Origin of the sequence: Paraburkholderia aspalathi, assembly GCF_900116445.1 — a bacterium.
Classification (GTDB): Bacteria; Pseudomonadota; Gammaproteobacteria; order Burkholderiales; family Burkholderiaceae; genus Paraburkholderia; species Paraburkholderia aspalathi.
Window position 1 is genome coordinate 270,484 of sequence record NZ_FPBH01000002.1, and the last position, 24,792, is coordinate 295,275.

At 61.3% G+C, this 24,792-nt stretch carries 24 protein-coding genes; 12 read left to right on the forward strand and 12 right to left on the reverse strand.

Annotation, left to right across the window (positions count from 1 at the left end; genetic code table 11):
* Window positions 1-9 precede the first annotated feature (9 nt).
* The gene (oxlT, locus tag BM438_RS03845; RefSeq protein ID WP_093632995.1) at window positions 10-1,350 is read right to left on the reverse strand and encodes an oxalate/formate MFS antiporter; all 1,341 of its coding nucleotides are present in this window, start codon (window positions 1,348-1,350) and stop codon (window positions 10-12) included.
* Between the two features lie 385 nt (window positions 1,351-1,735).
* On the opposite strand from oxlT, the gene BM438_RS03850 reads away from it, so the two are divergent.
* On the forward strand, window positions 1,736-2,683 hold the full coding sequence (locus BM438_RS03850; protein ID WP_093632996.1) for a LysR family transcriptional regulator: 948 nt from the start codon (window positions 1,736-1,738) through the stop codon (window positions 2,681-2,683).
* A gap of 96 nt (window positions 2,684-2,779) precedes the next feature.
* Window positions 2,780-3,085 carry an HAD family hydrolase gene (locus tag BM438_RS03855; RefSeq protein WP_093632997.1) on the forward strand — a complete coding sequence of 102 codons (306 nt, stop codon included), beginning with the start codon at window positions 2,780-2,782 and terminating at the stop codon, window positions 3,083-3,085.
* A gap of 59 nt (window positions 3,086-3,144) precedes the next feature.
* Here BM438_RS03855 and BM438_RS03860 read toward each other — a convergent pair whose 3' ends face one another.
* The 5 genes from BM438_RS03860 to BM438_RS03880 all read right to left on the reverse strand — a co-directional run bounded on the left by BM438_RS03860 (window position 3,145) and on the right by BM438_RS03880 (window position 7,223).
* Window positions 3,145-3,792 (reverse strand): NAD(P)(+) transhydrogenase (Re/Si-specific) subunit beta, encoded by a 648-nt coding sequence (locus BM438_RS03860; RefSeq protein WP_093632998.1) that lies wholly within the window; start codon window positions 3,790-3,792, stop codon window positions 3,145-3,147.
* Window positions 3,789-4,574: a fumarylacetoacetate hydrolase family protein gene (locus BM438_RS03865; RefSeq protein ID WP_093632999.1), complete on the reverse strand. Its 786-nt coding sequence runs from the start codon at window positions 4,572-4,574 to the stop codon at window positions 3,789-3,791. Before BM438_RS03865 ends, BM438_RS03860 begins: the two co-directional genes overlap by 4 nt.
* Before the next feature lie 18 nt (window positions 4,575-4,592).
* Window positions 4,593-5,840, reverse strand: coding sequence for a formyl-CoA transferase (gene frc / locus BM438_RS03870; protein WP_093633000.1), 1,248 nt, complete (start codon window positions 5,838-5,840; stop codon window positions 4,593-4,595).
* A 449-nt stretch (window positions 5,841-6,289) separates the two neighbouring features.
* Window positions 6,290-7,009: a GntR family transcriptional regulator gene (locus BM438_RS03875; protein ID WP_054042614.1), complete on the reverse strand. Its 720-nt coding sequence runs from the start codon at window positions 7,007-7,009 to the stop codon at window positions 6,290-6,292.
* Window positions 6,987-7,223, reverse strand: coding sequence for a hypothetical protein (locus tag BM438_RS03880; protein WP_093633001.1), 237 nt, complete (start codon window positions 7,221-7,223; stop codon window positions 6,987-6,989). The genes BM438_RS03875 and BM438_RS03880 overlap by 23 nt, the downstream gene beginning before the upstream one ends.
* Before the next feature lie 368 nt (window positions 7,224-7,591).
* On the opposite strand from BM438_RS03880, the gene shiA reads away from it, so the two are divergent.
* The 3 genes from shiA (at window position 7,592) to BM438_RS03895 (ending at window position 10,914) form a co-directional block, all read left to right on the forward strand.
* Window positions 7,592-8,920: a shikimate transporter gene (shiA, locus tag BM438_RS03885; RefSeq protein ID WP_093633002.1), complete on the forward strand. Its 1,329-nt coding sequence runs from the start codon at window positions 7,592-7,594 to the stop codon at window positions 8,918-8,920.
* Window positions 8,921-9,371: 451 nt separating this feature from the next.
* Window positions 9,372-10,775 (forward strand): L-lactate MFS transporter, encoded by a 1,404-nt coding sequence (locus BM438_RS03890; protein WP_093633003.1) that lies wholly within the window; start codon window positions 9,372-9,374, stop codon window positions 10,773-10,775.
* A 10-nt stretch (window positions 10,776-10,785) separates the two neighbouring features.
* Window positions 10,786-10,914: an MFS transporter small subunit gene (locus BM438_RS03895; protein ID WP_093633004.1), complete on the forward strand. Its 129-nt coding sequence runs from the start codon at window positions 10,786-10,788 to the stop codon at window positions 10,912-10,914.
* A 133-nt stretch (window positions 10,915-11,047) separates the two neighbouring features.
* On the opposite strand, the gene BM438_RS03900 is transcribed toward BM438_RS03895, so the two are convergent.
* Together BM438_RS03900 and BM438_RS03905 are read right to left on the reverse strand one after the other, a co-directional pair.
* The gene (locus BM438_RS03900) at window positions 11,048-11,473 is read right to left on the reverse strand and encodes a DUF3830 family protein (RefSeq protein ID WP_054042606.1); all 426 of its coding nucleotides are present in this window, start codon (window positions 11,471-11,473) and stop codon (window positions 11,048-11,050) included.
* A 607-nt stretch (window positions 11,474-12,080) separates the two neighbouring features.
* Window positions 12,081-12,992, reverse strand: a complete 912-nt coding sequence (locus BM438_RS03905) for a helix-turn-helix domain-containing protein (RefSeq protein ID WP_093633005.1) — start codon at window positions 12,990-12,992, stop codon at window positions 12,081-12,083.
* 184 nt (window positions 12,993-13,176) lie between these two features.
* Between BM438_RS03905 and BM438_RS03910 the strand changes: the two genes are divergently transcribed.
* Window positions 13,177-14,178 (forward strand): helix-turn-helix transcriptional regulator, encoded by a 1,002-nt coding sequence (locus tag BM438_RS03910; RefSeq protein WP_093633006.1) that lies wholly within the window; start codon window positions 13,177-13,179, stop codon window positions 14,176-14,178.
* 146 nt (window positions 14,179-14,324) lie between these two features.
* Here BM438_RS03910 and BM438_RS03915 read toward each other — a convergent pair whose 3' ends face one another.
* From BM438_RS03915 to BM438_RS03930, 4 genes are all read right to left on the reverse strand, one after another.
* Complete coding sequence (locus BM438_RS03915) at window positions 14,325-14,846, reverse strand: LbetaH domain-containing protein (protein ID WP_093633007.1); 522 nt, start codon at window positions 14,844-14,846, stop codon at window positions 14,325-14,327.
* 17 nt (window positions 14,847-14,863) lie between these two features.
* The gene (locus BM438_RS03920) at window positions 14,864-15,256 is read right to left on the reverse strand and encodes a nuclear transport factor 2 family protein (RefSeq protein ID WP_093633008.1); all 393 of its coding nucleotides are present in this window, start codon (window positions 15,254-15,256) and stop codon (window positions 14,864-14,866) included.
* 8 nt (window positions 15,257-15,264) lie between these two features.
* Window positions 15,265-16,050 carry an SDR family NAD(P)-dependent oxidoreductase gene (locus tag BM438_RS03925; RefSeq protein ID WP_093633009.1) on the reverse strand — a complete coding sequence of 262 codons (786 nt, stop codon included), beginning with the start codon at window positions 16,048-16,050 and terminating at the stop codon, window positions 15,265-15,267.
* Between the two features lie 104 nt (window positions 16,051-16,154).
* Window positions 16,155-17,048, reverse strand: a complete 894-nt coding sequence (locus BM438_RS03930) for an alpha/beta fold hydrolase (protein ID WP_093633010.1) — start codon at window positions 17,046-17,048, stop codon at window positions 16,155-16,157.
* A gap of 231 nt (window positions 17,049-17,279) precedes the next feature.
* Between BM438_RS03930 and BM438_RS03935 the strand changes: the two genes are divergently transcribed.
* The 6 genes from BM438_RS03935 to dmpG all read left to right on the forward strand — a co-directional run bounded on the left by BM438_RS03935 (window position 17,280) and on the right by dmpG (window position 24,205).
* Complete coding sequence (locus BM438_RS03935; RefSeq protein WP_093633011.1) at window positions 17,280-18,152, forward strand: SDR family oxidoreductase; 873 nt, start codon at window positions 17,280-17,282, stop codon at window positions 18,150-18,152.
* A 129-nt stretch (window positions 18,153-18,281) separates the two neighbouring features.
* The gene (locus tag BM438_RS03940; RefSeq protein WP_093633012.1) at window positions 18,282-19,871 is read left to right on the forward strand and encodes a DUF1302 domain-containing protein; all 1,590 of its coding nucleotides are present in this window, start codon (window positions 18,282-18,284) and stop codon (window positions 19,869-19,871) included.
* A gap of 100 nt (window positions 19,872-19,971) precedes the next feature.
* Entirely contained in the window at window positions 19,972-21,363 is a 1,392-nt protein-coding gene (locus tag BM438_RS03945) for a DUF1329 domain-containing protein (protein ID WP_093633013.1), read from the forward strand.
* 84 nt (window positions 21,364-21,447) lie between these two features.
* A complete protein-coding gene (gene dmpE, locus BM438_RS03950; protein WP_093633014.1) occupies window positions 21,448-22,230 on the forward strand; it encodes a 2-oxopent-4-enoate hydratase in 783 nt (260 codons plus the stop codon).
* A gap of 33 nt (window positions 22,231-22,263) precedes the next feature.
* Window positions 22,264-23,163: an acetaldehyde dehydrogenase (acetylating) gene (locus BM438_RS03955; RefSeq protein WP_093633015.1), complete on the forward strand. Its 900-nt coding sequence runs from the start codon at window positions 22,264-22,266 to the stop codon at window positions 23,161-23,163.
* A gap of 10 nt (window positions 23,164-23,173) precedes the next feature.
* Window positions 23,174-24,205, forward strand: coding sequence for a 4-hydroxy-2-oxovalerate aldolase (dmpG, locus tag BM438_RS03960; protein ID WP_093633016.1), 1,032 nt, complete (start codon window positions 23,174-23,176; stop codon window positions 24,203-24,205).
* Window positions 24,206-24,792: the final 587 nt, after the last annotated feature.

The following is a 24,792-nucleotide window of genomic DNA, read 5'->3' on the forward strand; positions in this document are numbered from 1 at the left end:
TGGGTCACCCTATTCCCCCGATTGCTCAGGCCAATGGCTAAGCCGCGAGGCCTTACTGCCGGCAACGGCCAGCACGCCCTGGGGCTCATTGTGCGCTTCGATCCAGCGTGAACGCATGGGCGCAAGAATGAACTTCGCCGAGATGCCCGCGGCAATCGTGACGACGGCGGACACGATAAAGACGAGACTCCAGCCACCTGTCGCCGACAGCACCGAAGCAATCGGCACCAGCAGCGAGGCCGTGCCCTTCGCGGTGTACAGCGTGCCCGCATTGGCCGCCGCATATTTGCTGCCGAAGGTATCGGCGCAAATCGCGGGGAAGATCGAGAAAATTTCACCCCAGAACAGGAAGATCAACGCGGCGAACGTCATGAACGCATACGGGTTGGTGCCGTACTGCATGAGACCGAGCAATGCGAGACCCTCGCCGATGAAGATCACGAACATCGTGTTCTCACGGCCGAGTTTGTCGGAGATGAAACCACACAGCGGACGGGTAAAGCCGTTGCAGATATTGTCGATGGAAAGCGTGGCCGTGAGCAGCGGCAGGGTCATACCGAAGATCGTCATCGGAATGCGTGCGAGCCCCCAGTCTTTGGCGATCGGACCGATTTGCGCGGTCGCCATCAGGCCGCCCGCCGCCACCGCGACAAACGATACGTAGATCACCCAGAACACCGGCGTCTTGATCATCTGGCCCGGCGTGTAGTCGACCTTGGTGACCGCGAACTTCTTCTTCGGTGCGGCTTGCTGGCGCAAGTTCGGTTTCTTCAACAGCAGCGCAAGCAAAAGTATGCTGACGCCCTGCAGGATGCCGAAGAAAAAGAAGGTGTGCTCGTAGCCCGAGCGCGTGATCATGTTGGCGATCGGAATGACCGTGACGGCAGCACCCGCGCCAAAACCTGCAGCCGTCAAACCGGCCGCAAGACCCCGGCGATCCGGAAACCATTTCAACGCGTTGCCGACACAGGTACCGTACACGCCGCCTGCGCCGATCCCGGCAATGACCGCTGACACATACAGCATCGGCAAGGTCGTCGCATACGAATTCATCACCCACGCGATGCCGGCGCATACCGCGCCGCCTGCGACCACCGGGCGTGGTCCGAATTTGTCGACCAGCCAGCCCTCCACCGGCACGAGCCACGTTTCTGTGAGAATGAAAATAGCGAATGCGAGCTGAATGGATGCTTCACCCCAGTGATGCCGCGAATTCATCGGCGTGACGAACAACGTCCATGCGTATTGCAGATTGGCTACCAATGCCATGCACATCATGCCGATGACGAGCTGCCACCAGCGGTTCGCCCAGAATACGCGAGTCGTGGTCTGTCGAGTGATATCGTCCATGAGCCTTGTCTCCGCTATTTATTGAGTGCGGCCGGCCATCACGCCGCACTGTATGCGTCTCACCTTATGCTTATGACCCGGACAGCCTTGCCATTCGGGAATATTTAATATTTGCGTCTTTAATTCGAATTCTTTAAGGGCTGCTCCTGCCTGAATCACCGTTTTTCAGACGATTTCTTTATTCCGATCAATTAAGTATCGACACTGCATCGGCGCTTCGCCGCTTCCCTTGCTACGCCTCAAATACAAGCGTTAACCCGAGTACCGCATCAAGCACAACGCCGACAATTCCGCTTCTTATACAGCCCCATGCTAGGGTCATTGCTGAATAACTAATAATTAAAGTTTGTTATTATGTCGATTCATATTTGCTTATACATCGGCCATGACGATGCGCAATGCCACTCTGCGGCAATTGAAGGTCTTTGAAACGGTAGCGCGCCACCTCAGCTTCTCGCGCGCCGCGGAAGAATTGCATCTGACGCAGCCTGCCGTCTCCACTCAGGTGAGGCAACTTGAGGAGCACGCAGGGCTGCCGCTGTTCGAACAGCTCGGCAAAAAAATCTATCTGACGCCGGCCGGCACCGAGATGCTTCACTACAGCCGCGCGATCATTCAGCAGTTCCACGAAGTCGACGAGGCGATGAGTCAGCTGAAGGGTGTCTCCGGCGGCAAGCTGAATGTCGCGGTGATCAGCGCCGGCGACTACTTTTTCCCGCGCCTGCTCGCTGAATTCACGCGGCGTTACGCGGGCGTCGTGCTGAATCTCGCCGTGCACAATCGCGCAGAACTGCTGCATCAGCTCGCGACCAACCAGACCGATCTCGCCGTGATGGTGCGGCCGCCGCACGAGACCGACGCGACCAACGAACCGTTCGCGCCGCACCCTTACGTGATCGTGGCGGCGCCTACGCATCCGCTCGCGCACAAACGCAACATCAAGATGAGCCAGTTGGCGAGTGAGGCCTTCATCGTGCGCGAACGCGGCTCGGATACCTGGAATTCGATGGAAGAAGGCTTCGCCGGCCGTCTCGCCAACCTGAAGATCGCGATGGAGATCAAGAGCACCGAAACGATCAAGCAGGCGGTGATCGCCGGCATGGGCATCGCGTTCCTGTCCGCGCATACGATCAGTCTCGAGTTGCAGCTCGGCCATCTGGTCGTGCTCGATGTGGAAAGCTTTCCGGTCATGCTCAACTGGTACGTCGTGCATCGCAAGAACAAGCGCCTGCCGCCGGTTGCGGTCGCCTTCAAACGCTTCCTGATGGAGGAAGGCGCGGGTCTCATCGAGAAGATTACGCGCGTGAAGGAATTGAGCGTCTATAAGCAGTAGGCTATGGAAAGCCAATGAAACTTTAACTATTGCGGATTGATCAGTATCCCTATGCTGCAAGTGAGTTCCCTTACTTGTCAGCCTAGGAGGCCGATCATGAACCACGCTGCGGTTGAGTCTCACGCCAGCACACGTACTGCACGCGCCACCGCGAACAATCCGGACGACGCCCATCTGAGCGCGTTCAACGCGGCCTTCAGCGACCTTGGCCTGCGGTTCCGCTGGGACCAGGCCACACTCGATGTGCTGAAGGAATTCAACAGCGAAGCGGCGCGCGTCACCGCCTACATCGAGCGGTTTCACGCGCATCTTCACAGCGCATACGACGCCGATTTTCTTGCCCAGATGATTCTGAGCAAGAAAGCCAGGTACTACAGCGAATTCGCGGCTGCCGGCGAATAAGGGCTTCGGCGGGACGATTCCGCCGTTCGCCCTGCTCGCCGTCCGGCGCATCGGTGTATTCATCTTTGACGGCACATTGCACGGTGGGTGGCGCGTTGGCGGACAGACCCGCGCTTTTGTACGCCCACCGTCCCAGTGTTATGCCAGCCACGACGATGCCGGTATGCTGCCGCGCGCACCATGCCGGGCGTTATCTCGCGCAGCGCCCACACCTGCTCTTCGCCGCCGTGCCATTCGATGCGCGCCAACAACCCGCGCCGCTCCAGTGCAAATCCATCGCAACGTCCGGCAAACGCATGACAGTGTGAATCGCGAACGTTCGTCGAGTACTCGCGGCTGGTCATCAGATGCGTGCCTAGCGCAACGGCCAGCACGCTCATCGCAAGCAGCGCGGCGAGTCCGAATGGCTGCGCCTGTTCCGTGACGAAGCCGTAGCCGAGCCAGCCACACAGTAAAAGCGCCAGGACGTTGACAATGCCATGCCCCGGACGCGCGACTGTACTCAGGTCCAGCACGCCACGCAGTTTGCAGAATGCGATGGCGGAGGTGGCGAAAACCAGCGCACCGATAAAGACCGCGGCATAGAGCTCGATACGCTCGACATTCGCCTGCGCCGCCGCCGACAGGTAGCACGCAAACCCGCCCACCATAACGGCGAGCCCCGTGCCACTGCCGAGCAACGCAACGAGCCGCGGCCGTCGCGTCATAGCGCCAGCTCACACACAGTGGTCAAGGTATTGCTCAATGTGCCGATCCCTTCGATTGAGATCGTCACGGTTGCGCCGTCCTTGATCGAGCCGACGCCGACCGACGTGCCGCACGCAATCACATCACCCGGTTCGAGCGTCAGGTCCTGTGAAATCAGACTCACCTGCTCGGCAGGTGAAAACACCATATCGGCAAGCGGATAGTTCTGCCGCTCCACCCCGTCGAGCATCGTCACGAGGCGTGCCGCGTGCCAGTCGAAACCGGAGACGATCGAGGGTCCAATACAGCAGAACGTATCGAAGCCCTTCGCACGGCACCATTGCGGGAAGTGCGGATTCTCGTTCAGCAGATCGGCGGCGGTCACATCGTTGACCAGCGTGTAGCCGAAGATCGATTCCGCAGCCTCTTCGATATTCGCGTCGCGGCAGCGCCGCCCAATCACGATACCGAGTTCGCCTTCGTAGACGATCTTGCCAGCGTAACTGAGCGGCCGACGGATCGATTCACCTGAACCGATCACCGACCCCGCCGGCTTCAACAAAAATAGCGGGTGCGCCGGCACGGGCTTGTCGAGCTTCGCCGCGAGCGCGTGAAAGTTATTCCACAACGCGACGATCTTGCCGGGCGCACAAGGCGCGAGCGGCGTAAGCGCACGTGTCGACAACACCGCACCGGTCGGCACCGGTTGATCGAGACTTTCGTACTCGTGTAAATAACCGCCTTCCACCCGGCCGAACACGACACCACCGTCGCTCGACATGAAACGCATCCACGTATCCATACATCGCTCCTTGAACTCTCAAATCGCGCCGGCGGTCCGCAATGCGCTGATCTGCTCGGGCGAGTAGCCGAGTTCAGTCATCACCTCGTCGGTATGCTCGCCCAGCAGCGGCGAGCGCGTAACTTCGGTCGGACTGTCCGACAGTTTGATAGGATTACCAACCGTCAGATATTTACCGCGGGTCGGATGATCCACTTCGACAATCGTGCCGGTCTTGCGCAGCGACGGCTCTTCGGCGATTTCCTTCATCGAGAGAATCGGCCCGCAAGGAATGTCGTATTTGTTGAGGATCTGCATGGCCTCGAACTTGGTCTTGGTCATGGTCCAGCGCTCGATCTCGGCAAAGATATCCTTCAGATGCGGCAAGCGCGCGGCAGGCGTCGCGTAGTTCGGATCGGTGGCCCATTCTTCCTTGCCGATCACGTTGCAGATCTTCGCCCACACTGGCGCCTGCGTGATGAAGTAGATATACGCATTCGGATCCGTCTCCCAGCCCTTGCACTTCAGAATCCAGCCAGGCTGGCCGCCGCCCGAAGCATTCCCTGCGCGCGGCACCGCTTCACCGAACGTTCCGTTCGGATATTGCGGATACTCTTTCATCGTGCCGGTGCGTTCGAGCCGCTGCTGATCGCGCAGCTTCACGCGGCACAGGTTGAGCACGCCGTCCTGCATCGCGGCGAGCACCTTCTGGCCGCGCCCGGTTAGCGTGCGCTGATACAGCGCCGTGACAATGCCGAGCGCCAGATGCAAACCGGTGCCGCTGTCGCCGATCTGCGCGCCGCTCACCACCGGCGGGCCATCGTCGAAACCGGTGGTCGAGGCCGCGCCGCCCGCGCATTGCGCGACGTTCTCGTAGACCTTGCAGTCCTCGTAAGGACCCGGGCCAAAGCCCTTCACGGAGGCCACGATCATGCGCGGGTTCAACTCCTGAATCCGCTCCCACGTGAAGCCCATCCGGTCCAGTGCGCCCGGGGCGAAATTCTCCACCAGCACGTCGCACTTCTGGATCAGCGCCTCGAGCACCAGCTTGCCTTCCGGGTTCTTGGTATCGATCGTGACCGAGCGCTTGTTGTGATTGAGCATCGTGAAGTACAAGCTGTCCACGTCGGGAATGTCCCGCAGTTGTTCGCGCGTGATGTCGCCGGCGCCGGCCCGCTCCACCTTGATCACGTCCGCGCCGAACCACGCGAGCAACTGCGTGCAAGTCGGACCCGATTGCACATGCGTGAAATCGAGAATGCGCACGCCGTCGAGTGCTTTGCTCATGTCAAGTCTCCTGTCCTGATCAGTCTCAGTTGTGTGCAACGGTTATCGACCGACGCGCCTGCTTCGATAACGTCCGCTCCAGCGGATGTCCGGTTAGCCCCGGTACATACGGTATGTGATATATCACATTCAATCAAGCGCGGTCTCAAAATGCGGCTGCTGCGGGATTTCTGCTCTGAATGCTTGTCAGGCCTACGTTTCAACGAGATGAAGCCGCGCCGGTCTGCTCGATTCGAGGGAAAACACCGAGATGTCGCTTGCCTCGATCGCCTTTGATATATCACATACTACATTTCAGTCACCGTCAAGCCGGGCTTAACCCCACCCACTGCGAGGCGACGACTAGAGAGGAAAGAAATGGATCGAAAACGCAAAAAGGCCCGCGGTGACGTCGTCACCGCGGGCCTTTCTTTGTCATTCGTTGCGCCAAGCAGGTGCTCAGGTCACCATCAATCCAGAAAATCGCAATTCGCTTCGACGAACGCCGCCAGATCGAGCGAATGCTGGCGCGTAAGACGCTCAGCCAGTTCGGTATCGCGCTGCTCCAACGCCTCGATAATGCGCAGGTGGTCGACGATCGAACGCGACGCGCGGTCGCTTTGCGATATGGTCATGCGGCGAATCGCCCGCACGTGGATGAAGATGTTCTTGATCGTGTCGAGAATGATCTGCGACTTCGACAGCTCGACGATCGCCTGATGAAACGCGATGTTGGCGTCGGAGTACTCGGCAATGTGCTCGGCCGGCGTGGCGTCGCGGAAATTGTCGAACATGTGGCGCAGGCGGGCGATTTCCTCGTCCGTGGCGTGCAGCGTGGCAAGACGCGCCGCCATGCTTTCCAGCGCGGCCCACATCTGGATCATTTCGACGATTTCACGCTTGCTCTTGCGCACGATATAGATGCCGCGCCGCGGCACCATGCGCAGAAAACCTTCCTGTTCGAGCAGTGTCATCGCCTCGCGCACCGGCGTGCGGCTCACGCCCAGCGATTCGCTCAGCACGCGCTCGTCGAGGCGGATTTCTTCGTGAGTCCGATAGATATCCGCGTCGGCAATGGCCTGGCGCAGCATGGCATACGCCTGATCGCGCAAGCTCACGCTCGCGCCGATCGGCTGCAACGACAACGTCAGGGGTGGGGCCACTGCTTCAGTTTGAAGTTCTGACGACATTCATCGCCTCTTGTTGAACATGCGCACGGTAGGGCACCACTGCGGGCGCCACTGCGGCCATTCTGCCATCCTGCTCGCCCAGGCCGACGAACCGGCCATGTTGCGCTGCAAGTTGCGCAACCGGCTGCGGGATCCAGCGGGTCAGCAGAACGGTGGCGGCAGAGCCCAAAGCTACGAAACCAACGGCGAGCAGCGAGAGAGGAACAAATTCCATTTGTAACTCCGAATGATTGAGTGAATAGATGACTCAATCATATGCTGCAGCGCCGCAAAAATCAATATTCCGTATGTAGTATATCAGTCACTGTTGTTTTTAGGATTAGATGTTCAAGGTAGCACGGGCAACCCGCGGGCGGTTCTCCTGCTTGTCCCAACACACGACGCTCGGTGTAAACGCGCAAAACGCGCGCTATGCGCGCAGTCGCGTTCGATGATCGCGCAAATTCACCCGAATGCGGATTGTGGGAACCGCTACGCATCATTAACCTTCGGGGAATCCTGTGATGGGCCGCAGCGTCCCCTGCCCTGCATCTGCCGCGCGCTTCCAGACAGCATCCGAGAATTCGAAGGAGACACCGTCATATGAGTACCACTATCCCGAGCGCGCCGAAAACGTCCATCACCGACAACCGCGCGGCGCGCAGCCAGGCACGCAAGGCGGCGCTTGGCAGCTTTGTCGGCGCAGTAGTCGACTGGTATGACTTTCTGCTGTACGGCATCGTCGCCGCGCTCGTCTTCAACGCCGAGTTCTTCCCGAAGGTCAGCCCGGCGATGGGCACGCTCGCCGCATTCGCAACTTTCGGCGTCGGCTTTCTGTTCCGGCCGCTCGGCGGCTTCGTGTTCGGCCACTACGGCGACCGGCTTGGACGCAAGCGCATGCTGGTCCTCACAGTGATGATGATGGGCCTCTCCACCGCGGCAATCGGTCTGCTGCCGGCTTTCTCCAGCATCGGCTGGTGGGCGCCGGTGCTGCTCGTCACGTTGCGCGCGATCCAGGGCTTCGCGGTCGGCGGCGAATGGGGCGGCGCCGCCTTGATGGCGGTCGAAAGCGCGCCGGAGAAGAAGAAGGCGTTCTACAGCAGCGGCGTGCAGGTCGGCTATGGCGTGGGTCTGGTGCTCGCGACCGGATTGGTCGCGATCATCAGCCGCTCGATGGACAACGCGTCGTTCCTGAGCTGGGGCTGGCGCCTGCCCTTCCTGTTCAGTGTGGTGCTGGTGCTGGTCGCGCTGTGGATCCGCTCGAGCATGGAAGAATCGAAGGAGTTCGTCGAGAAGGTCGGCGAACGGGGCGAACGCAGCGTGCGGCTGCCGATCGTCGAGGCCTTGCTGAAGCACCCCAAGGCTTTCCTGCTGATCATCGCGCTGCGCCTTGCCGAGTTGTTCACGATGTATATCGTGACCGCGTTCGCACTGAACTACTCGACGGCGAATCTGCACATGCCGCGTGAGTTCTTCCTCTCGATCGGCCTGCTGGTCGGGGCGGTGAGCTGCGTGACGATTCCGTGCTTCGCGTGGCTTGCGGACCGTTTCGGCCGCCGGCGCGTGTATATCATCGGCGCGCTGGTCGGCATGTTCAGCGCGGTGCCGTTCTTCCTCGCGCTCGAAGCCCGCTCGACGGTGTGGATCGTGATCTTCGCGGTCATGCTCGCCAACGTCGCCCACGACATGGTCGTGAGCGTGCAGCAGCCGATGTTCACCGAACTGTTCGGCACCGAGTACCGCTATAGCGGCGCGGGCGTCGGTTATCAGGTGGCGAGCGTGGTCGGCGGCGGCTTCACGCCGTTTATCGCGGTGGCGCTGGTCAGCTTTGCCGGCGGCTCCTGGCATCCGGTGGCGGCGTATCTGGCGGTCGGCTGTCTGATCTCAGTATTGGTGGCAGCGAAGATGAAGACGGGGCGCACGGTCGCCTGATTCCTACCGATGAGGATTGCGGCGGGCCGGCGTGGCAGAGGTGCTACGACCGGCCCGTTGGCTTTTGAATGAATACTGGATTTCTCGCGAGTAGCGCTACTTCATGCCCCTCGCGCACCTCCCCCCAACACTCCGCTTTTTGCCGATTCCGGACACTGATTGCCCTGCATTCAGTAGCTCGTTCCCGGCCTTCGTGCCGCATCGCCGCATTTCCGCAGATTACGGTCGCATTTCACCAGGCTAATGCCTTATGCATTTACATCTCATATTGCAAACGCCAGGTTCGCGCCCTATCGTTCGACGGAACGAGTTTTGTCTGAATTTGACGACCGTCATATGAAATAAAAATACATATATGTAAGCCACATGAATCTGCAATTTTTACGCCGCGACCTAAAGCTTTGCGTATGAAGCGCCGATAACAAAGCATTCGTCACACCGGAGACCGACCATGAGCAGTATCACCGAGCCGAGCGGAAATTCAGGCTCTGCCCCATTCTTTTCCAAACAGGCCACCGTTGCGAAGCCCGGGTTTTCGCGCTGGATGGTTCCGCCTGCAGCGCTCGCCGTTCACCTTTGTATCGGTCAGGCGTACGCCTTCTCCGTATTCAACGGCCCGCTGACCAAAGTCATCGGCATTACGCAATCCACCGCTGACGACTGGTCGCTGACCTCGCTCGGCTGGATCTTTTCGCTGGCGATCGTGTTCCTGGGTTTGTCGGCGGCGTTTGCCGGCAAGTGGCTCGAACATGTCGGCCCGCGCCGCACGATGTTTACCGCTGCGTGCTGCTTCGGCGGCGGCTTCCTCGTCTCGGCGCTCGGCGTGCACCTGCATCAGATCGCGCTGCTTTATCTCGGCTACGGCGTGATCGGCGGGATTGGACTCGGCCTCGGTTATGTGTCGCCGGTGTCGACGTTGATCCGCTGGTTCCCGGATCGTCGCGGTATGGCGACCGGCATGGCGATCATGGGCTTCGGCGGCGGCGCGATGATTGCCGCGCCTTTGTCGGTAGCGTTGATGAACCACTTCCGCAGCGCGACCAGCATCGGCGTGGCCGAGACCTTCGTCGTGCTCGGCATTGCGTACTTCATCTCGATGTCGATCGGCGCACTCGCGATTCGCGTGCCGCCGGCTGACTGGAAGCCGGCCGGCTGGACGCCGCCCGAGACCACCCAGAAGAAGATGATCTCGCGTAACCACGTGCACATCGATCAGGCGTTGAAGACGCCGCAGTTCTACCTGATCTGGCTCGTGCTGTTCCTGAACGTGACGGCCGGCATCGGCATTCTCGGCCAGGCGTCGGTGATGATTCAGGAGAGCTTCAAGGACACCGTGACGGCTGCCGCGGCGGCTGGTTTCGTCGGCCTGCTCTCGCTGTTCAACATGGGCGGCCGTTTCGTGTGGGCCTCGGCTTCGGACTGGATCGGCCGCAAGAACACCTACTTCATCTTCTTCGCGCTCGGCGCCGTGCTGTACTACCTCGTGCCCGGCTTCGCGGCTTCCGGCCAGATCGCTCTGTTCGTGCTCGCGTACTGCGTGATCCTGTCGATGTACGGCGGTGGCTTCGCGACGGTGCCCGCGTATCTCGCGGACATGTTCGGCACGGCGTTCGTCGGCGGTATTCACGGCCGCTTGCTGACGGCCTGGGCCGCGGCGGGTGTCGCCGGTCCGGTGCTGGTGAATTACATCCGTGCCTATCAGGTGGCGCACGGCGTGGCCAAGGCGGACGCCTACACGATGACGATCCACATCATGGTGGTGCTGCTGGTGATCGGTTTCGTCTGCAACCTGCTGGTCAAGCGTGTCGACGACAAGCACCACATGACTGACGCACAACTCGCCAAAGGCGCCTAAGGAGACTCGCATGTCGACCGTTCAAGCCGTTCATCCGACCAACAAGGTCAAGCTCGCCGTCTTCTGGCTGTATGTGACGCTGCCGCTTGCATGGGGTGTGTTCAATACGCTCTCGCAAGCGATGAAGCTGTTCAAGTGAGTTAAGTGTTGCACGCGCCCCGCACGATCGAACGTGCGGGGCGCCAGCAAAGCGTCACAACGCGCGCGCGAGTTGCGCGCGGTCTCCTACCCTCCGCCTCCGGCTACTGCGGACACACCGCACTGCCGCCGCTTCAGATCTTCTCGAACAGTACTTCTTGCGCGCCTTCCCACAGCACCTTGGTGCCGAGTTCGCGCAGCTTTTCCTTGCCTTCGACGATGGTCAGGAAGTGATTGCCCGCGAGCTGGCCGAGCTTGCTTGCGAAGCAGCACGAGCCGTACGCAAGAATGATCTCCGTTTCGCTGTAGCCGCCCGGATAGAACAGGATGTCGCCCACCGACGGATGGCTCGTGTGATTTTCGAAGCCGACTGCCACGCCGTCGTTTTCGAGCTTGAAGTCGCCAAGCGGAACCCAGCAGCCCTCGCCGCTCCAGCGCACGTGAATGATCTTCTGACGATATGGCAGAAGCTTCAGAAAGGCGGCCACCGTTTGCGGCGCGTCGGGATGCGTTTCGGCGGTAAAGACGTGGCCGCAGGAGGTGATTCGGAGTCGGGTCATCGGTAAGGTATCCGGTGTGAAGGGTTGAGTGGAAGGGTCGGTCAGAGGCCGGCTGGGGCCAAGCCGACGGCACAACATTCTGTCGGCCGGTGCAAGGCTTCGACAGATACAGTTGCCGAGCAACTGGTCAGGCCAGTTAGCCCAATGGTCGCGGCGAACGCGCATTGCACAGGCCATCGCGCGTTCATAGCGCTCCACCGTGTGCTACCGCAAACCAACAAGCGCAAAGGATGCAAGCGGTTCTATCGTTCACCGCGCATGAAATCACAGGGCTTCAAAATTGGCCGGAACAGCACCGGGGCGCATCCATGCCAGCTTCATCCTCAATCGCGCCACGAAACTTCGTAGTTTGCAAGCCGCGCAATGCGCAGCAAACTGCGAAAAGTGCGTGATTGCCGTTTTCGGCGCTTCATCAAACCTTGCCCTCGACAACCCGCCGCGACCGGCCTCGATACACGGTGCCACGCGGCGATCAGGCGTTCCCGCTCTGCACAGCAGCATAGCGTGTCGCGACCGACGAATCCCGCGTGCCGTCAACTGTCGGCATGCAACTCGGGCATCGCATAGTGGCGAGCCGCCCACACGATCCAGCCGCGCAACCTGACGCTCAGCCGCGCAGCCGGTAGGCAAGCGGCGTTACGCCGTAGCCACGCTTGAACTGCACGGAGAAATGACTGGCATTCTCGAAACCAACCGCAAGCGCGATTTGCAGCACCGGCTGATCGGTGGCGCGCAGCAGCCTCGCGGCTTCCTCGAGACGCAAGCGCGTGACGAACTGATGGGGTGTTTCACCGGTCTCGCGGCGGAACACACGCGCAAAGTGGAAGCTGCTTAACCCGGCCTGCGCGGCCAGTTCGCTGATGGCCAGATCGGCGGCAAGATTGGCCCGAATGTAATCGGTTACACGGCGGATGCGGCGTGGCACCAAACGCTCGGGATGCGGCGGCAGGCCGGCCGGAGCGTGACGGCCACGCGAATAATGTTGCAACAAATGGGCAGCGAGCGCGTGGGTCAGCGCGTCGACATACAGCCGCGAGTCGGCGGGATCGCCCGCGGCGCGATGCAATGCGCGAAGCATCTCGGCGATCAGTGGATCGTGAAACTGCATTGCGTCGCCTAGCGTCAGCTCGCGTGAACCACCCAGCTCCATCTGGTCGGCGACGCTGTCGATCAGGCTGCGCTCCAGGTGCAAATGAACGGTCGACAGCGGCTCATCGCTGATCGAACGCCAGCGCCACGAGATCGGCACGGGCGGCACGAACCAGACGTCGCCCATACGCAGGTCGGCGCTCTCCCAGCGTCCGTCCAGGTTGCGCTCGAGGTGTTCGGCGCCGCTGCCGAGCGTCATCAGCGTGACGTCCTGCAGGCCGGGCGCCTCCAGCAGTTCCTGCTCGTCAGGTTCGAGATACGAGCGCAGCACCAGGTGCCGCCACGGGCGATCCACGCTCGACACCAGTTTCTGGCCCGCCATATAGCGGTCGTAGGCAAGCGTCGTTGTCAGCTTTGGAATTTTTGCCATCACATCTCTTTCAGGGAGGTCCTATATGCACATGAGCAAACCCTGCCGCACCCGCGTCGCCGGTTAGAGGTCAGCGCAAGATCTCAAAAATGATAGCAAGGAACCGGCTACCGTAATATTTGGAAATAGTTAATCATCCAGGTTGTCGTCTTTCACGCGTTTCGAACGCCGGAGCTACCGTTTCATGGAACACGAATGCGATACGTTGCCGCATTGGCTGACGGGCTCGCCGCAAGGCGAGGCCAGCCACGTGTCGGCGGCATACAACTCAGCGGTTACCGCACAACCGGCTTACCCGGCCGGCACGCGGCAACTCGAGAATTCAGCCCACGCGGCTGAAGCATCCAGGACATCAACCCGCATGGCGTCAGGCATATCGGCTGGCGGTTTCCTGACTCTTTTCACCGAAGAGGAGATCGGCACGCCCTCGCCTGCCGCACGACGTGCAGCGCCAGTCATCAGTCCGCTGGTGCGTTTTGGCAGTGCGCAGGACCGCATCGAATTCGTGCGGCGGCGCATCAAACAACTCGGCTTCGACTCGTTCAGCTATTCGGCCACGCGCACCACCGCGCATCACAAGTCGATGTTCGTGCTGACCAGCTACGAGTCGCAGACATGGCTCACGCGCTATTTCCGCGAGCGTTATTTCGAGCTCGATCCGCGCGTTGCGCTGGCGTCGCCGACCGGCATGCCGTTCCTCTGGAACACCGCCGACATGCGCGCCGACCTGCCGCGCGCGCAGATGCGCAGCGAGCGGCTCGGCGGGCTGATCGACATGCTGGAGGCCAACGGCCGCAAAAGCGGGATTCTCACGCAGATGCCGCTGCCTGAGCCGGAGCTGAGCGCGAGCTTGTGCTTCAACTCGGAGATCGGCAACCCTCGCTGGATGACGGAATCGATCGTGGCCGAAACGCTGATGTTCGCGCACACGATCCATGAATTCATCTGGATGCACGCGAAAAGCGTGATCGGGATCGCACCCGAGCAGCAGCAGCGCGTCTCGCTGAGCGAATTGCAGCATGCAGTGCTGAAGGCGGTTGTGCAGGGACAGCGCGACAAAGAAATCGCCTACTTCCTCGGGCTGTCGCCGCATAACGTCGACTACCACTTGCGGCGCTTGCGGCAGTTGTTCAACGTGCGCAATCGCGTGCAGTTGATCAATGTGGCGCAGGGGTATGTGACGTAGTAGATGGATGAAAGCGAGCCGCGGCCGGCGCATCTGCTGCCTGGCCGCGGCAGCTCGCTTGTTAAAGCCGGCCGGATCGGTACGCCTATCGGTGAGCGTGTTACGCGCCGGCCTCAGCGACATCGCGCGAGGCGCGGCGTCGAACCTCACACGCTGCGCATGGTGCGCAGGCAATCCGCCGCGAGTTGCTGGTAAAGCCGGGTGCCGGACGATTTCGCCACGATCTCCTCCTCGCTCAGGGTGCGCACCACCCGCCCCGGCACGCCGGCCACCAGCACGCCCGCCGGCACCCGCCAGTCCTTCTTGACGAACGCGCAAGCGGCCACGATGCTCGCCGCGCCAAGCACCACACCGTCCATGACAACGGCATGCATGCCGACCATCGTGTTCGGTTCCAATGTCGCGCCGTGAATGATCGCGCTGTGCCCGACATGACTGTCGACACCAAGCCGGCAAGCATTCGCCACGCCAGTGTGCAGCACACAACTATCCTGCACGTTGCTGCCACGCTCCACTACCACCGCGCCGAAGTCTCCGCGCAGGCTGGCATGCGGACCGATATAACAGCAGGCGGCCACCGTGACGTCGCCGATCAGCACGGCGCTCGGATGAACATAGGCTGACGGGTCGACGCGCGGCCGCTTACCGTTGAACTCGTAGAGCGCCATCGCGCCGCCGTCCCGGGTCAGCTCGCATCCGCGAGCACGTGATAGTCGTCGGTGCCCCAGTACGCACGCATGCGCAGAATCTTGCCGGCAGCGTCGAAGTCCATCACGTCGGTCACGTCGATATGCGCGGGCCGGCCGTCCTGCCCCGTGATATGCACACGAAAGCTGATCGACGCGCTATTGCCGTGCGAGCCGCGCGGCGGCGCCATCAGTTCGAGCCGCGCGCCCACCGAGGTCGCGTACGTATAGAACGTTTCGATCTCGCTCCTGCCCTCTTTCAAAGGCGTGCCGACCGGGTCTTCGACGCTCGCGTTATCGGCGAACAGCGCGACGATCCGTGCAGCGTCGGCCGCATTGAACGCCTCGATATACTCGACGAGACGGGCTTTCATGTTTTCACTGGTGTTCATGCGTCCTCCTAGCGCGCGGTGTAGCCGCCGTCGATCACCAACTCCGTGCCGGTCACGTAGCGGCCGGCCGGCGACACCAGATACAGAATGCCCGCCGCGATATCCTGCGGATCGCCGATCTTCGCAAGCGGCACCAGCGTTTTCATATGCTCGAAAATCTGCTCCGGGTCGCCGAGTTTTTCAAACGCCTCTTCCAGCAGCGGCGTGCGGATAAAGCCGGGATGCACGGAATTCGCGCGGATATTCTGCGTGGCGTAAAGCATGGCTTCGGTCTTTGCCATCAGCCGCACTGCGCCCTTCGATGCGTGATACGCGGGCACGTCCGGCCCGCCGACCAGCCCATACATCGACGACAGGTTCACGATCGAGCCGCCGCCCGCCGTCAGCATGTGCGGAATCGCGTACTTGGTGCAGAGGAACACGCCCGTCACGTTGACGTCGATGACTTTCTGCCATTGCTGCAGCGTCATTTCGTGCGTGGGCAGATTCGCGCCTTCGATACCGGCGTTGTTCACCAGCGCGTCGAGCCGTCCAAAGCGCGTGGCGATTTCGCCGAACACGCGTTGCACGTTGTCTTCCTGCGTGACGTCCATCTTCCAGAACGCAGCCTTGCCGCCCGCCTCGTTGATTTCGGCGACCAGTTGTTCACCCGGTTCCGTCAGCACGTCGAGCACCGCGATCGCCGAGCCGGCTGCCGCCAGCGTGCGTGCTGTCTGCGCACCAATGCCGCGCGCGCCGCCAGTGATGGCGGTCACTTTGCCGCTCATGTCGAACAGTTGATGGGGAAATGTCATACCGTCTCCGTCATGTTGTCGTTGGGGTTTCTGTGGTGCTTCGCGTTGGGGCCTGCACATTGGCCGCGTCAATCGGGCCCGTCACGCCGCATCCGAAGCATGCCTCAAGCGGCACGCCGTTCCGCGAGAAATTCCAGACATTCGCGATTGAAATACCGTCGATGCTCGACCATCACCCAGTGTCCGCAGCGATTCATCAGGACAAAGCGCGCGTCGGCGCAGTGCTCGAGAAAACGCATAGCGCCGCTGGCCGGATTGAAGCGATCATCGGTGCCCCAGAAACCCAGCACCGGGCATTTGAGTTCGCCCAGGCGCTCCGTCAGGTTGGGCACGCGCATCGTCGACAGTACTTCCGGCGGCTGCTGTTCACACACGGCGAGACGTTCTTCGACCAGCGCATCGGTGACGAGGCTGCGATCGAACACCAGCAGTTCGAGCAATTGCCGCATCGTCAGTCGATTCATCTGGCGGTTCGTGAAGAGTGACACCATCTTCTGGATGCCCTCCATTCTGAAGTAGGTCTCGCGCTCCTCGACGCCGCCCGGCGCCATCATGATCAGGCTGTCGACGTCGTCGGGATAGTCGAGCGCGTATTGCAACGCGATCGCGCCGCCGAGCGAATTACCGAGCAAGGTGGCCCGGCCGATGCCGTTCGCCGTGAGCTGCGCGCGCAATGCGTTGACGAAGAAATCGAGCGTGTAGTTCACGTCCGCAGGTTTCGACGACGCGCCATAGCCCGGCAGATCGACCACGATCGCGCGATGACCGGCTGCTGCGAACTGCGGGTAGTTGTGTTTGAAGTTGCTGAAGCCGCTGGCGCCTGGACCGCTGCCGTGGATGAACACAACGGGCGCGCCGCTGCCAGCTTCGAAGTGATGCAGTGTCAGGCCGCCGGGGACCTCCGTGAAAATCCCCTTGGCCGCCTGCGGGGTTGACGGTGCGCTACGTGACTTAGCTTGCGCGTCGGCGTGTTGGGACTCGATGGGCGTTGCATTCATGCGCGCTTGTCTCCTATGTCGGCCGGAGTTAGCGCTTTAGCGCTTACTCCGGCCCCATGCAAGTTGGTTGCTGCCTTGCGCCACGCTCGTCGGCGCGGCAGATTGTATGAGGGTCGCCAGCGAAAGCATCATCCCGTCGAATCCGCAGCCAGGCATCGTCTTTTCAGACTACGAGGCGGCGCCGCATTTCTCCTACCATCGGCCCCACATGAACAGCGGGAGACAGCGGCAATGAAGGGGTTTGATTTCAGTGGCAAGGTGGTGCTGGTGACGGGCGGCACCAAAGGGATCGGCGCAGCCATCGCACAGGCATTCAACGATGCGGGCGCTACGGTGTACGTGTGCGGACGCACACCGCCTGCAAGCGCGGCTGCGAGTTCACAGACGGCTTCGCAAACAGCTTTGCAAACGAGCTCCCACGAGGGCCTGCATGCGGGTTTTCCTGAGAACACCCCGCGCTTCATTGCCGCGGACGTGCGCGACATCGACACAATCGACGCGCTGCTCGCGCAGATCGAACGCGAAGCCGGCCGGCTCGACGTGCTCGTCAGCAACGCGGGCGGTGCGCCGTTCGCGCTCGCCGCGCAGGCCTCACCGCGCTTCACCGAAGCGGTCATCCGCCTGAACCTGGTGGCGCCGCTCCAGATCGCGCAACGTGCGAATGCACTCATGCAACAGCAAGCGGAAGGCGGGGTCCTGCTCTTCATCGGCAGCGTGAGCGGTTTGCGGGCGTCGCCGGGAACAGCGGCCTATGGCGCGGCGAAAGCCGGCCTGCTGAATGCGGTGCGCTCGCTCGCAGTGGAATGGGCCCCCAAGGTTCGCGTGTGCGCGGTAAGCCCGAGTCTCGTCGAAACCGAAGCCGCCACCAGTGGTCACACCGGATCGTCTCCAGCAGACAGCGCAGTCGCGCTCGACAAGATCACCGCGACGATTCCCGCAGGCCGGCTCGCCAAACCCGGCGATATTGCGTCCGCGTGCCTGTTCCTCGCGTCACCGCACGCCGCCTATGCATCCGGCAGCAACCTGATTCTCGAAGGCGGTGGCGAAGTGCCCGCCTTTCTCGCCGCCACCGATCTGCACAACGCATTCGCTACGAAGCCCTGAACGCATTCACACGCGCAATGCTCGCATCCCTGGGGCAAGCGACTAGTCCGTTTTGACGATTCTCGCGCCGCACGTGCCCCCTAACCTCTGATCACAACAAATTTCAGATGTGACCACAGAGGAGACAGGATGCAGATCAACGGAACACAAGAGCGCGCACCGGCGATGCGCGCGGTGTGCGCGGCATGCAGACTCGCCGTGCTCGCAGCGGTGTCGGCAGCGACGCTGACGACGTTCGCCACCCCGGCTTATGCGGGCGACACCATCAATCTCGGCGCGGACACCACGCTCGACTACACCTTCACGCTCGGCTATGGCCTCGGGATGCGCACACGCGCGCCGAGCGGCAATCTGCTGACGCCCGAGAACATCAACGGCGACGATGGCGACCGCAACTTCGCGAAGAACAAGCTGATCGAGAATCAGGTGAGCCTGCTCGGCGAAGTGAACCTCAAGCACGACGACTGGGGTCTCTTCGTGCGCGCCGACACGTTCTACGATCAGGCGTACCAGCATTCGAACTACAACGACGCACCCTTCACCGTGAATCACGGCGGCACCTACAACAACTTCACCGAACAGGCGAATTATTGGGCCGGCGGGCGCACCCAGTTGCTCGCGGCTTACGTCTACAACACGTTCAAGCTCGGTGGAACAAGCCTGAACGTGAAGGTCGGCGATCAGGTGGTGGCCTGGGGCGAGAGCGTGTTCTTCCCGAACATCGCCGGCGCGCAAGGCCCCGCAGACGCCACCAAATCGTTCGTCGCGGGCGCTGAAGTAAAAGACATCTTGTTGCCGGTACCGCAGATTTCGACGCAGTGGCAGATCGCGCCGAACTTCAGCCTGCTCGGCTACTACCAGTTTTCCTTCCAGCCGAATCAACTGAGCGCGCCGGGCAGCTATATGAGCTATTCGGACGTGGTCGGCCCCGGCGCCGAATACATCATCGGACCGGGCGGTATTCACATTCCGCGCGGCAACGACATTCGTCCTGGCAACAGCGGGCAATGGGGTCTCGGCGCACGTTGGCGCGTGTTCGGCGACACCGAAATCGGCGCGTACTACCTGCACTACAACGACATGAATCCGAGTGTCGTGACCACTTACTTCCCGACGTTGCAGTACCAGCAGAAGTACTTCGACAACATCAAACTCTCCGGCCTGAGTTTCTCCACCGACCTGAACGGCGTGAACGTGGCCGGCGAAACGTCGTATCGCCAGGGCGCCGCCGTGCTGGTGAACACCCCTGCCGGTGCGCAGTCGACACGTGGCGATGTGTGGCAGTCGAATCTGTCCGCGATCTATTCGATCGGGCCGACGTTCCTCGCCGCATCGCAAACCCTGGTTGGCGAAGTCTCGTATGTGCATGCCGGCAACATCACACCGCTGCTCGGTTCATCGACGCTCGCCAACACGCGTAACTCCGCTGCCTTCGAAGTGGCATGGACGCTCAGCTACAAGAACGTCTTCAACGGTTGGGACGTCGACGTGCCGCTCACCTATGCCGACGATTTCACCGGCAAGTCAGCGCTTGCCGGCGCGCTCGGTTCGATGACCGGCGTAGGCGACCACCGCGTGACGGTCGGCGTGAACTTCACGCGCCTGAGCAATCTGAAACTCGGGCTCGTCTACGCGAAATTCCTCGGCCGGCCGGACCCGACCAATCGTCCGCTCGCCGATCGCGACTACGTGCTCGCCACGGCGACTTACTCGTTCTGATATTGCGTTCCCTGTTGACTGAGCGTCTTGTGCTTCGGGCGCCTCACAGCATGCATCACCCTTTGAATCAGCCGTCTTTTTACTGCAAGAGGATTTGGTCATGAGTCGAATTTTCAATCCCGCATTGCGAGTCTGCGTGTTCGCGGCAGCCGCCGCGCTCGCCGCCGCACCCGGCGTCCCATCGTTTGCCAAAACCAGCCCTGAAGATCTCGCCAAGCTCGAAGGCCCGCTCACGCCGATGGGCGCCGAGCGCGCGGGCAATGCCGACGGTACGATCCCCGCGTGGAACGGCAAATGGTTCGGCACGCCGCCGGGCGTCGACTACAAGCCGGGCCAGCGCTTCCCCGATCCGTATGCGAGCGAGAAGCCGCTCTTCGTGATTACCGCGCAAAACATGCAGCAATACGAAGCGCGCCTCACCGACGGTGAGAAAGCGCTGCTCAAGAAGTATCCGGATACCTTCAAGATTCCGGTCTATCCGAGCCACCGCGATTTCAGCTATGGCGACGCCGTGTACAAGGACATCCGTCTGTACTCGCCCACCACCACGATGACGAAAGACCAGAACGGGCTGAAGGATTTCCCGCCGGTCACGCCATTCCCGGTTCCGAAGAACGGTGTCGAGGCAATGTGGAATCTGCGCTTCGCATCCGCGGTCGAAGGCGAAACCGCGACCTACGATCAGGCCGTGGTCTACCCCGACGGCAATATCGCGTGGGGCAAGGTGCAGTACGCGATCTACGGGCCGCGCAGCGCGGACCATTTCGAACCGAAGAACGCACTGAACGCGAAGAGCTTCTTCCGCCAGACCACCATGCTGCCGCTATCCGATCGCGGCACGATCATCACTGGCTACGAGATGTGGGACCAGGAAGGCTCCGACACCCGCCGCACGTGGTCATATAACCCGGGCACGCGACGCGTGCGCCAGGCGCCGGAGTTCGGCTTCGACCAGCCCGAAGGGCCAGGCGGTTTTCGCACCGTCGACGACGACCGCCTCTTTAACGGCTCCGGCGAGCGTTACGACTGGAAGATCGTCGGCAAGCGCGAAGTGTATGTGCCGTACGACAACTACAAGCTGATGGATCCGTCGATCAAATACACCGATCTGCTGACCAAGGGCCATGAGAACACGCAGTACATGCGGTTCGAACTGCATCGCGTGTGGGTGTTGCAAGCCACGCTCAAGTCCGGCTATCGCCATCAATACGCGAAACGGGTGCTCTATCTCGACGAGGACACCTGGAACGCAGTCGCCGCCGACAACTACGACGCCCGCGGCACCTTGTGGCGCACCAACCTCGCCCCGACGCTCTACGCGTTCGACGCCAAAGCGTTCTACTCGACTGCAGTGTTCTATCACGACCTGATCTCCGGCGCCTATTACGCGGACCGTCTCGCGAATCAGGAACCGATGCCGGTGCTCACGCGCGGCTCGCAACTGACCGAAGCGTACTTCTCGCCTGATGCGATTCGCGGCGCGGGCAATTGATTTCGTAGCGCCTCCATTGAAGCCACAGCCGGGGACGGGTTCAGATTCCGCCCCGGCGCTTTTCCCTTTCTCATTGCGGTCGCCATGACTTCGACACTTCACGCCACACTCGGCGACGAGCTTTACCACGCATGGCGCGAACGCACGCCGATTGCGCCATTCTCGGCGCGCGCCGGCGGTTTGTCGCTCGCCGATGCCTACCGCGTGCAGCAGCACTTCGTCGCACGCCGCATCGAAGCGGGTGAAACCGTCGTCGGCAAGAAGATCGGTGTGACGAGCCAGGCCGTGCAGGACATGCTCGACGTGCGCCAGCCGGATTTCGGCGTGCTGCTTTCCGGCATGCATTACGTGGCCGGCGAGGACATCCCGATCGCCAAACTGATCGCACCGCGCGCCGAAGGCGAAATTGCGTTCTATCTGAAGGACGATTTGCGCGGCCCGGGCATCACGCGAGATGCGGTGCTTGCCGCCACCGAAGCGGTCGGCGCGTGCTTCGAGATCGTCGATTCGCGCATCCGCGATTGGGCGATCCGCATTGGCGACACAGTGGCCGACAACGCGTCATGCGGTGTCTACGTGCTAGGCGATGAACGCGTCGCGCCTCACTCGCTCGATCTTGCCGCGTGCCGCATGACGCTCGACAAGAACGGTACGCGTGCCGCCGAAGGAATCGGCGCGGCTGCGCTGGGTCATCCCGCCGATGCGGTCGCATGGCTCGCGAACACGCTGGGCGAACTCGGCGTGCCGCTGCTCGCCGGCGAAGTCGTGCTGTCCGGTTCGCTCGCGGCCTTGATTCCCGTCGCTTGCGGTGATCAGTTGCACATGCAGATTGAAGGCATCGGCAGTTGTTCCGTGCGCTTCATCTGATCGTTTGACCGTCTTTTCCTTGAGGAAGCACTAATGAGCAAGATCAAATGCGCGTTGATCGGGCCCGGCAATATCGGCACCGATCTGCTGTACAAACTGCGCCGCAGCGCGGTGCTCGAACCCGTTTGGATGGTCGGCGTCGACCCGGACTCGGACGGCCTCGCGCGCGCCCGCGAGATGGGACTGAAGACGACCGCCGACGGCATTGACGGCCTGCTGCCCCATCTGGCCGCCGACGATATCCGCATCGCCTTCGACGCCACTTCCGCGTACGTGCACCGCGAGCATTCCGACAAGCTGACCGCGCGTGGGGTGCGCGTGATTGACTTGACGCCTGCCGCGATCGGCCCGTTCTGCGTGCCACCGGTCAACCTCGCCGCGCAGATCGACCAGCAGGCGATGAACGTCAACATGGTCACGTGCGGCGGCCAGGCCACCATTCCGATGGTGTACGCGGTGTCGCGCGTGCAACGCGTGGTGTATGGCGAGATCGTCGCAACCGTGTCGTCGCGCTCCGTCGGCCCCGGCACACGCAAGAACATCGACGAGTTCACCCGCACCACGGCGCAGGCGATCGAAAAGGTCGGCGGCGCGGCGGCGGGCAAGGCGATCATCGTGATCAATCCGGCCGAGCCGCCGCTGATCATGCGCGACACGATCCATTGCCTGACCGAAACCGATCCGGACGTGGAGGCGATTACGGCTTCCGTGCACGCCATGATCGACGAAGTACGTCAATACGTGCCTGGGTACACGTTAAAAAACGGCCCGGTGTTCGATGGCCGCCGCGTGTCCGTGTTCATGGAAGTGGAAGGCCTCGGTGACTATTTGCCGAAATACGCCGGCAATCTCGACATCATGACCGCGGCTGCCGCGCGCACCGCCGAACTGTTTGCCCAACAGATGCTTGCCGCATCGCCCGCCACCGCGTGAGGAGCCGACTATGTCTTTAGCAGGAACCCGCATTACCGTGCACGACATGACCTTGCGTGACGGCATGCATCCCAAGCGTCACCAGATTTCACTCGAGCAGATGTGTTCGATCGCGCGCGGACTCGACGCTGCCGGCGTGCCGTTGATCGAAGTGACCCACGGTGACGGCCTGGGCGGCGCATCAGTCAACTATGGTTTTCCGGCGCATACGGACGAAGCGTATCTGAGCGCCGTAATCTCGGAAGTGAAACAGGCCAAGGTATCGGCGCTGTTGCTGCCGGGCATCGGCACGGTTGACCACTTGCGGCTCGCGCACGAGCTTGGTGTGCATACGATTCGTATCGCGACGCATTGCACGGAAGCCGATGTGTCCGAGCAGCACATTGGCCTTGCCCGCAAGCTGGAGATGGACACCGTCGGCTTTCTGATGATGGCGCATATGTCGTCGCCCGAGCAGTTGGTCAAGCAGGCCGGGTTGATGGAATCGTATGGCGCCAACTGCATCTACATTACGGATTCGGCCGGCTACATGTTGCCGGATGATGTGACTGCACGGATTGGTCTTGTGCGTGCGGCGCTGAAGCCGGAAACGGAACTTGGATTTCACGGACATCACAATCTGGCGATGGGGGTGGCGAATTCGATTGCGGCGATCGCTGCGGGGGCTAACCGTATCGATGCCGCTGCTGCAGGTCTGGGGGCTGGCGCAGGCAATACGCCGATGGAAGTTTTTGTCGCGGTGTGCGAGCGGATGGGGATTCAGACTGGCGTGGATGTTTTTAAAATTTCGGACGTTGCCGAGGATCTTGTTGTGCCTATTATGGATGCGCCGATTCGGATTGATCGCGATGCGTTGACGCTTGGGTATGCGGGGGTTTATTCGTCGTTTTTGCTGTTTGCCAAGCGGGCTGAAGTGAAGTATCGGGTTTCGGCTCGGGATATTCTTGTTGAAATGGGGAGGCTGCGGCTTGTCGGTGGGCAGGAGGATATGATTGAGGATACGGCTATTACTCTTGCCAGAGGGCGGGGGTTAGCGGTTTAGTTTTTTTCTTGCGGGGCGCTTGTTTGGGCGTGTTCTTAGGGATTTGGGTTTTCCTTGTTCTGGCTTTGGTGCCTTTCCTTGCATTGTTAGTGGTCTATTAGCGTTCCCCCTGTGCGGGGGGCACCTACTTTTCTTTGCCGCCGCAAAGAAAAGTAGGCAAAAGAAAGCGGCTAGAAGCCCCTGCTACGCGGGTCCCGCAGCTCGCTCAGGGTAGTGGTGCATCTGGAATCTGTGTTCGTGCCCGTGCATGCGCTAGTGACAAGGGCGTCATACTTCCGGCGGCGCTGCGCGCGCCGAAGAGCCATTCATAAAACCGATCGCTACGTTTGGCATTCACGGACCTCAACCGAAGCCCCTGGTTTCCCATGCAAACCCGTCCGCGACGCACGCAGTGCGGAGTGGGAGCTGATGACTCCTTTGTCACTAGCGCGGAATGTGCGAGAGCACGGATTCCAGTCGCACCACTACCCCTAGCAGACCACGGTGCCCACTTAGCATTAGCGGTTTGAGCCGCTTTCTTTGCTTATCTTTCTTTGCGGCGGCAAAGAAAGTAAGTGCCGCCCCGCACAGGGGCAACGCTAATAGAC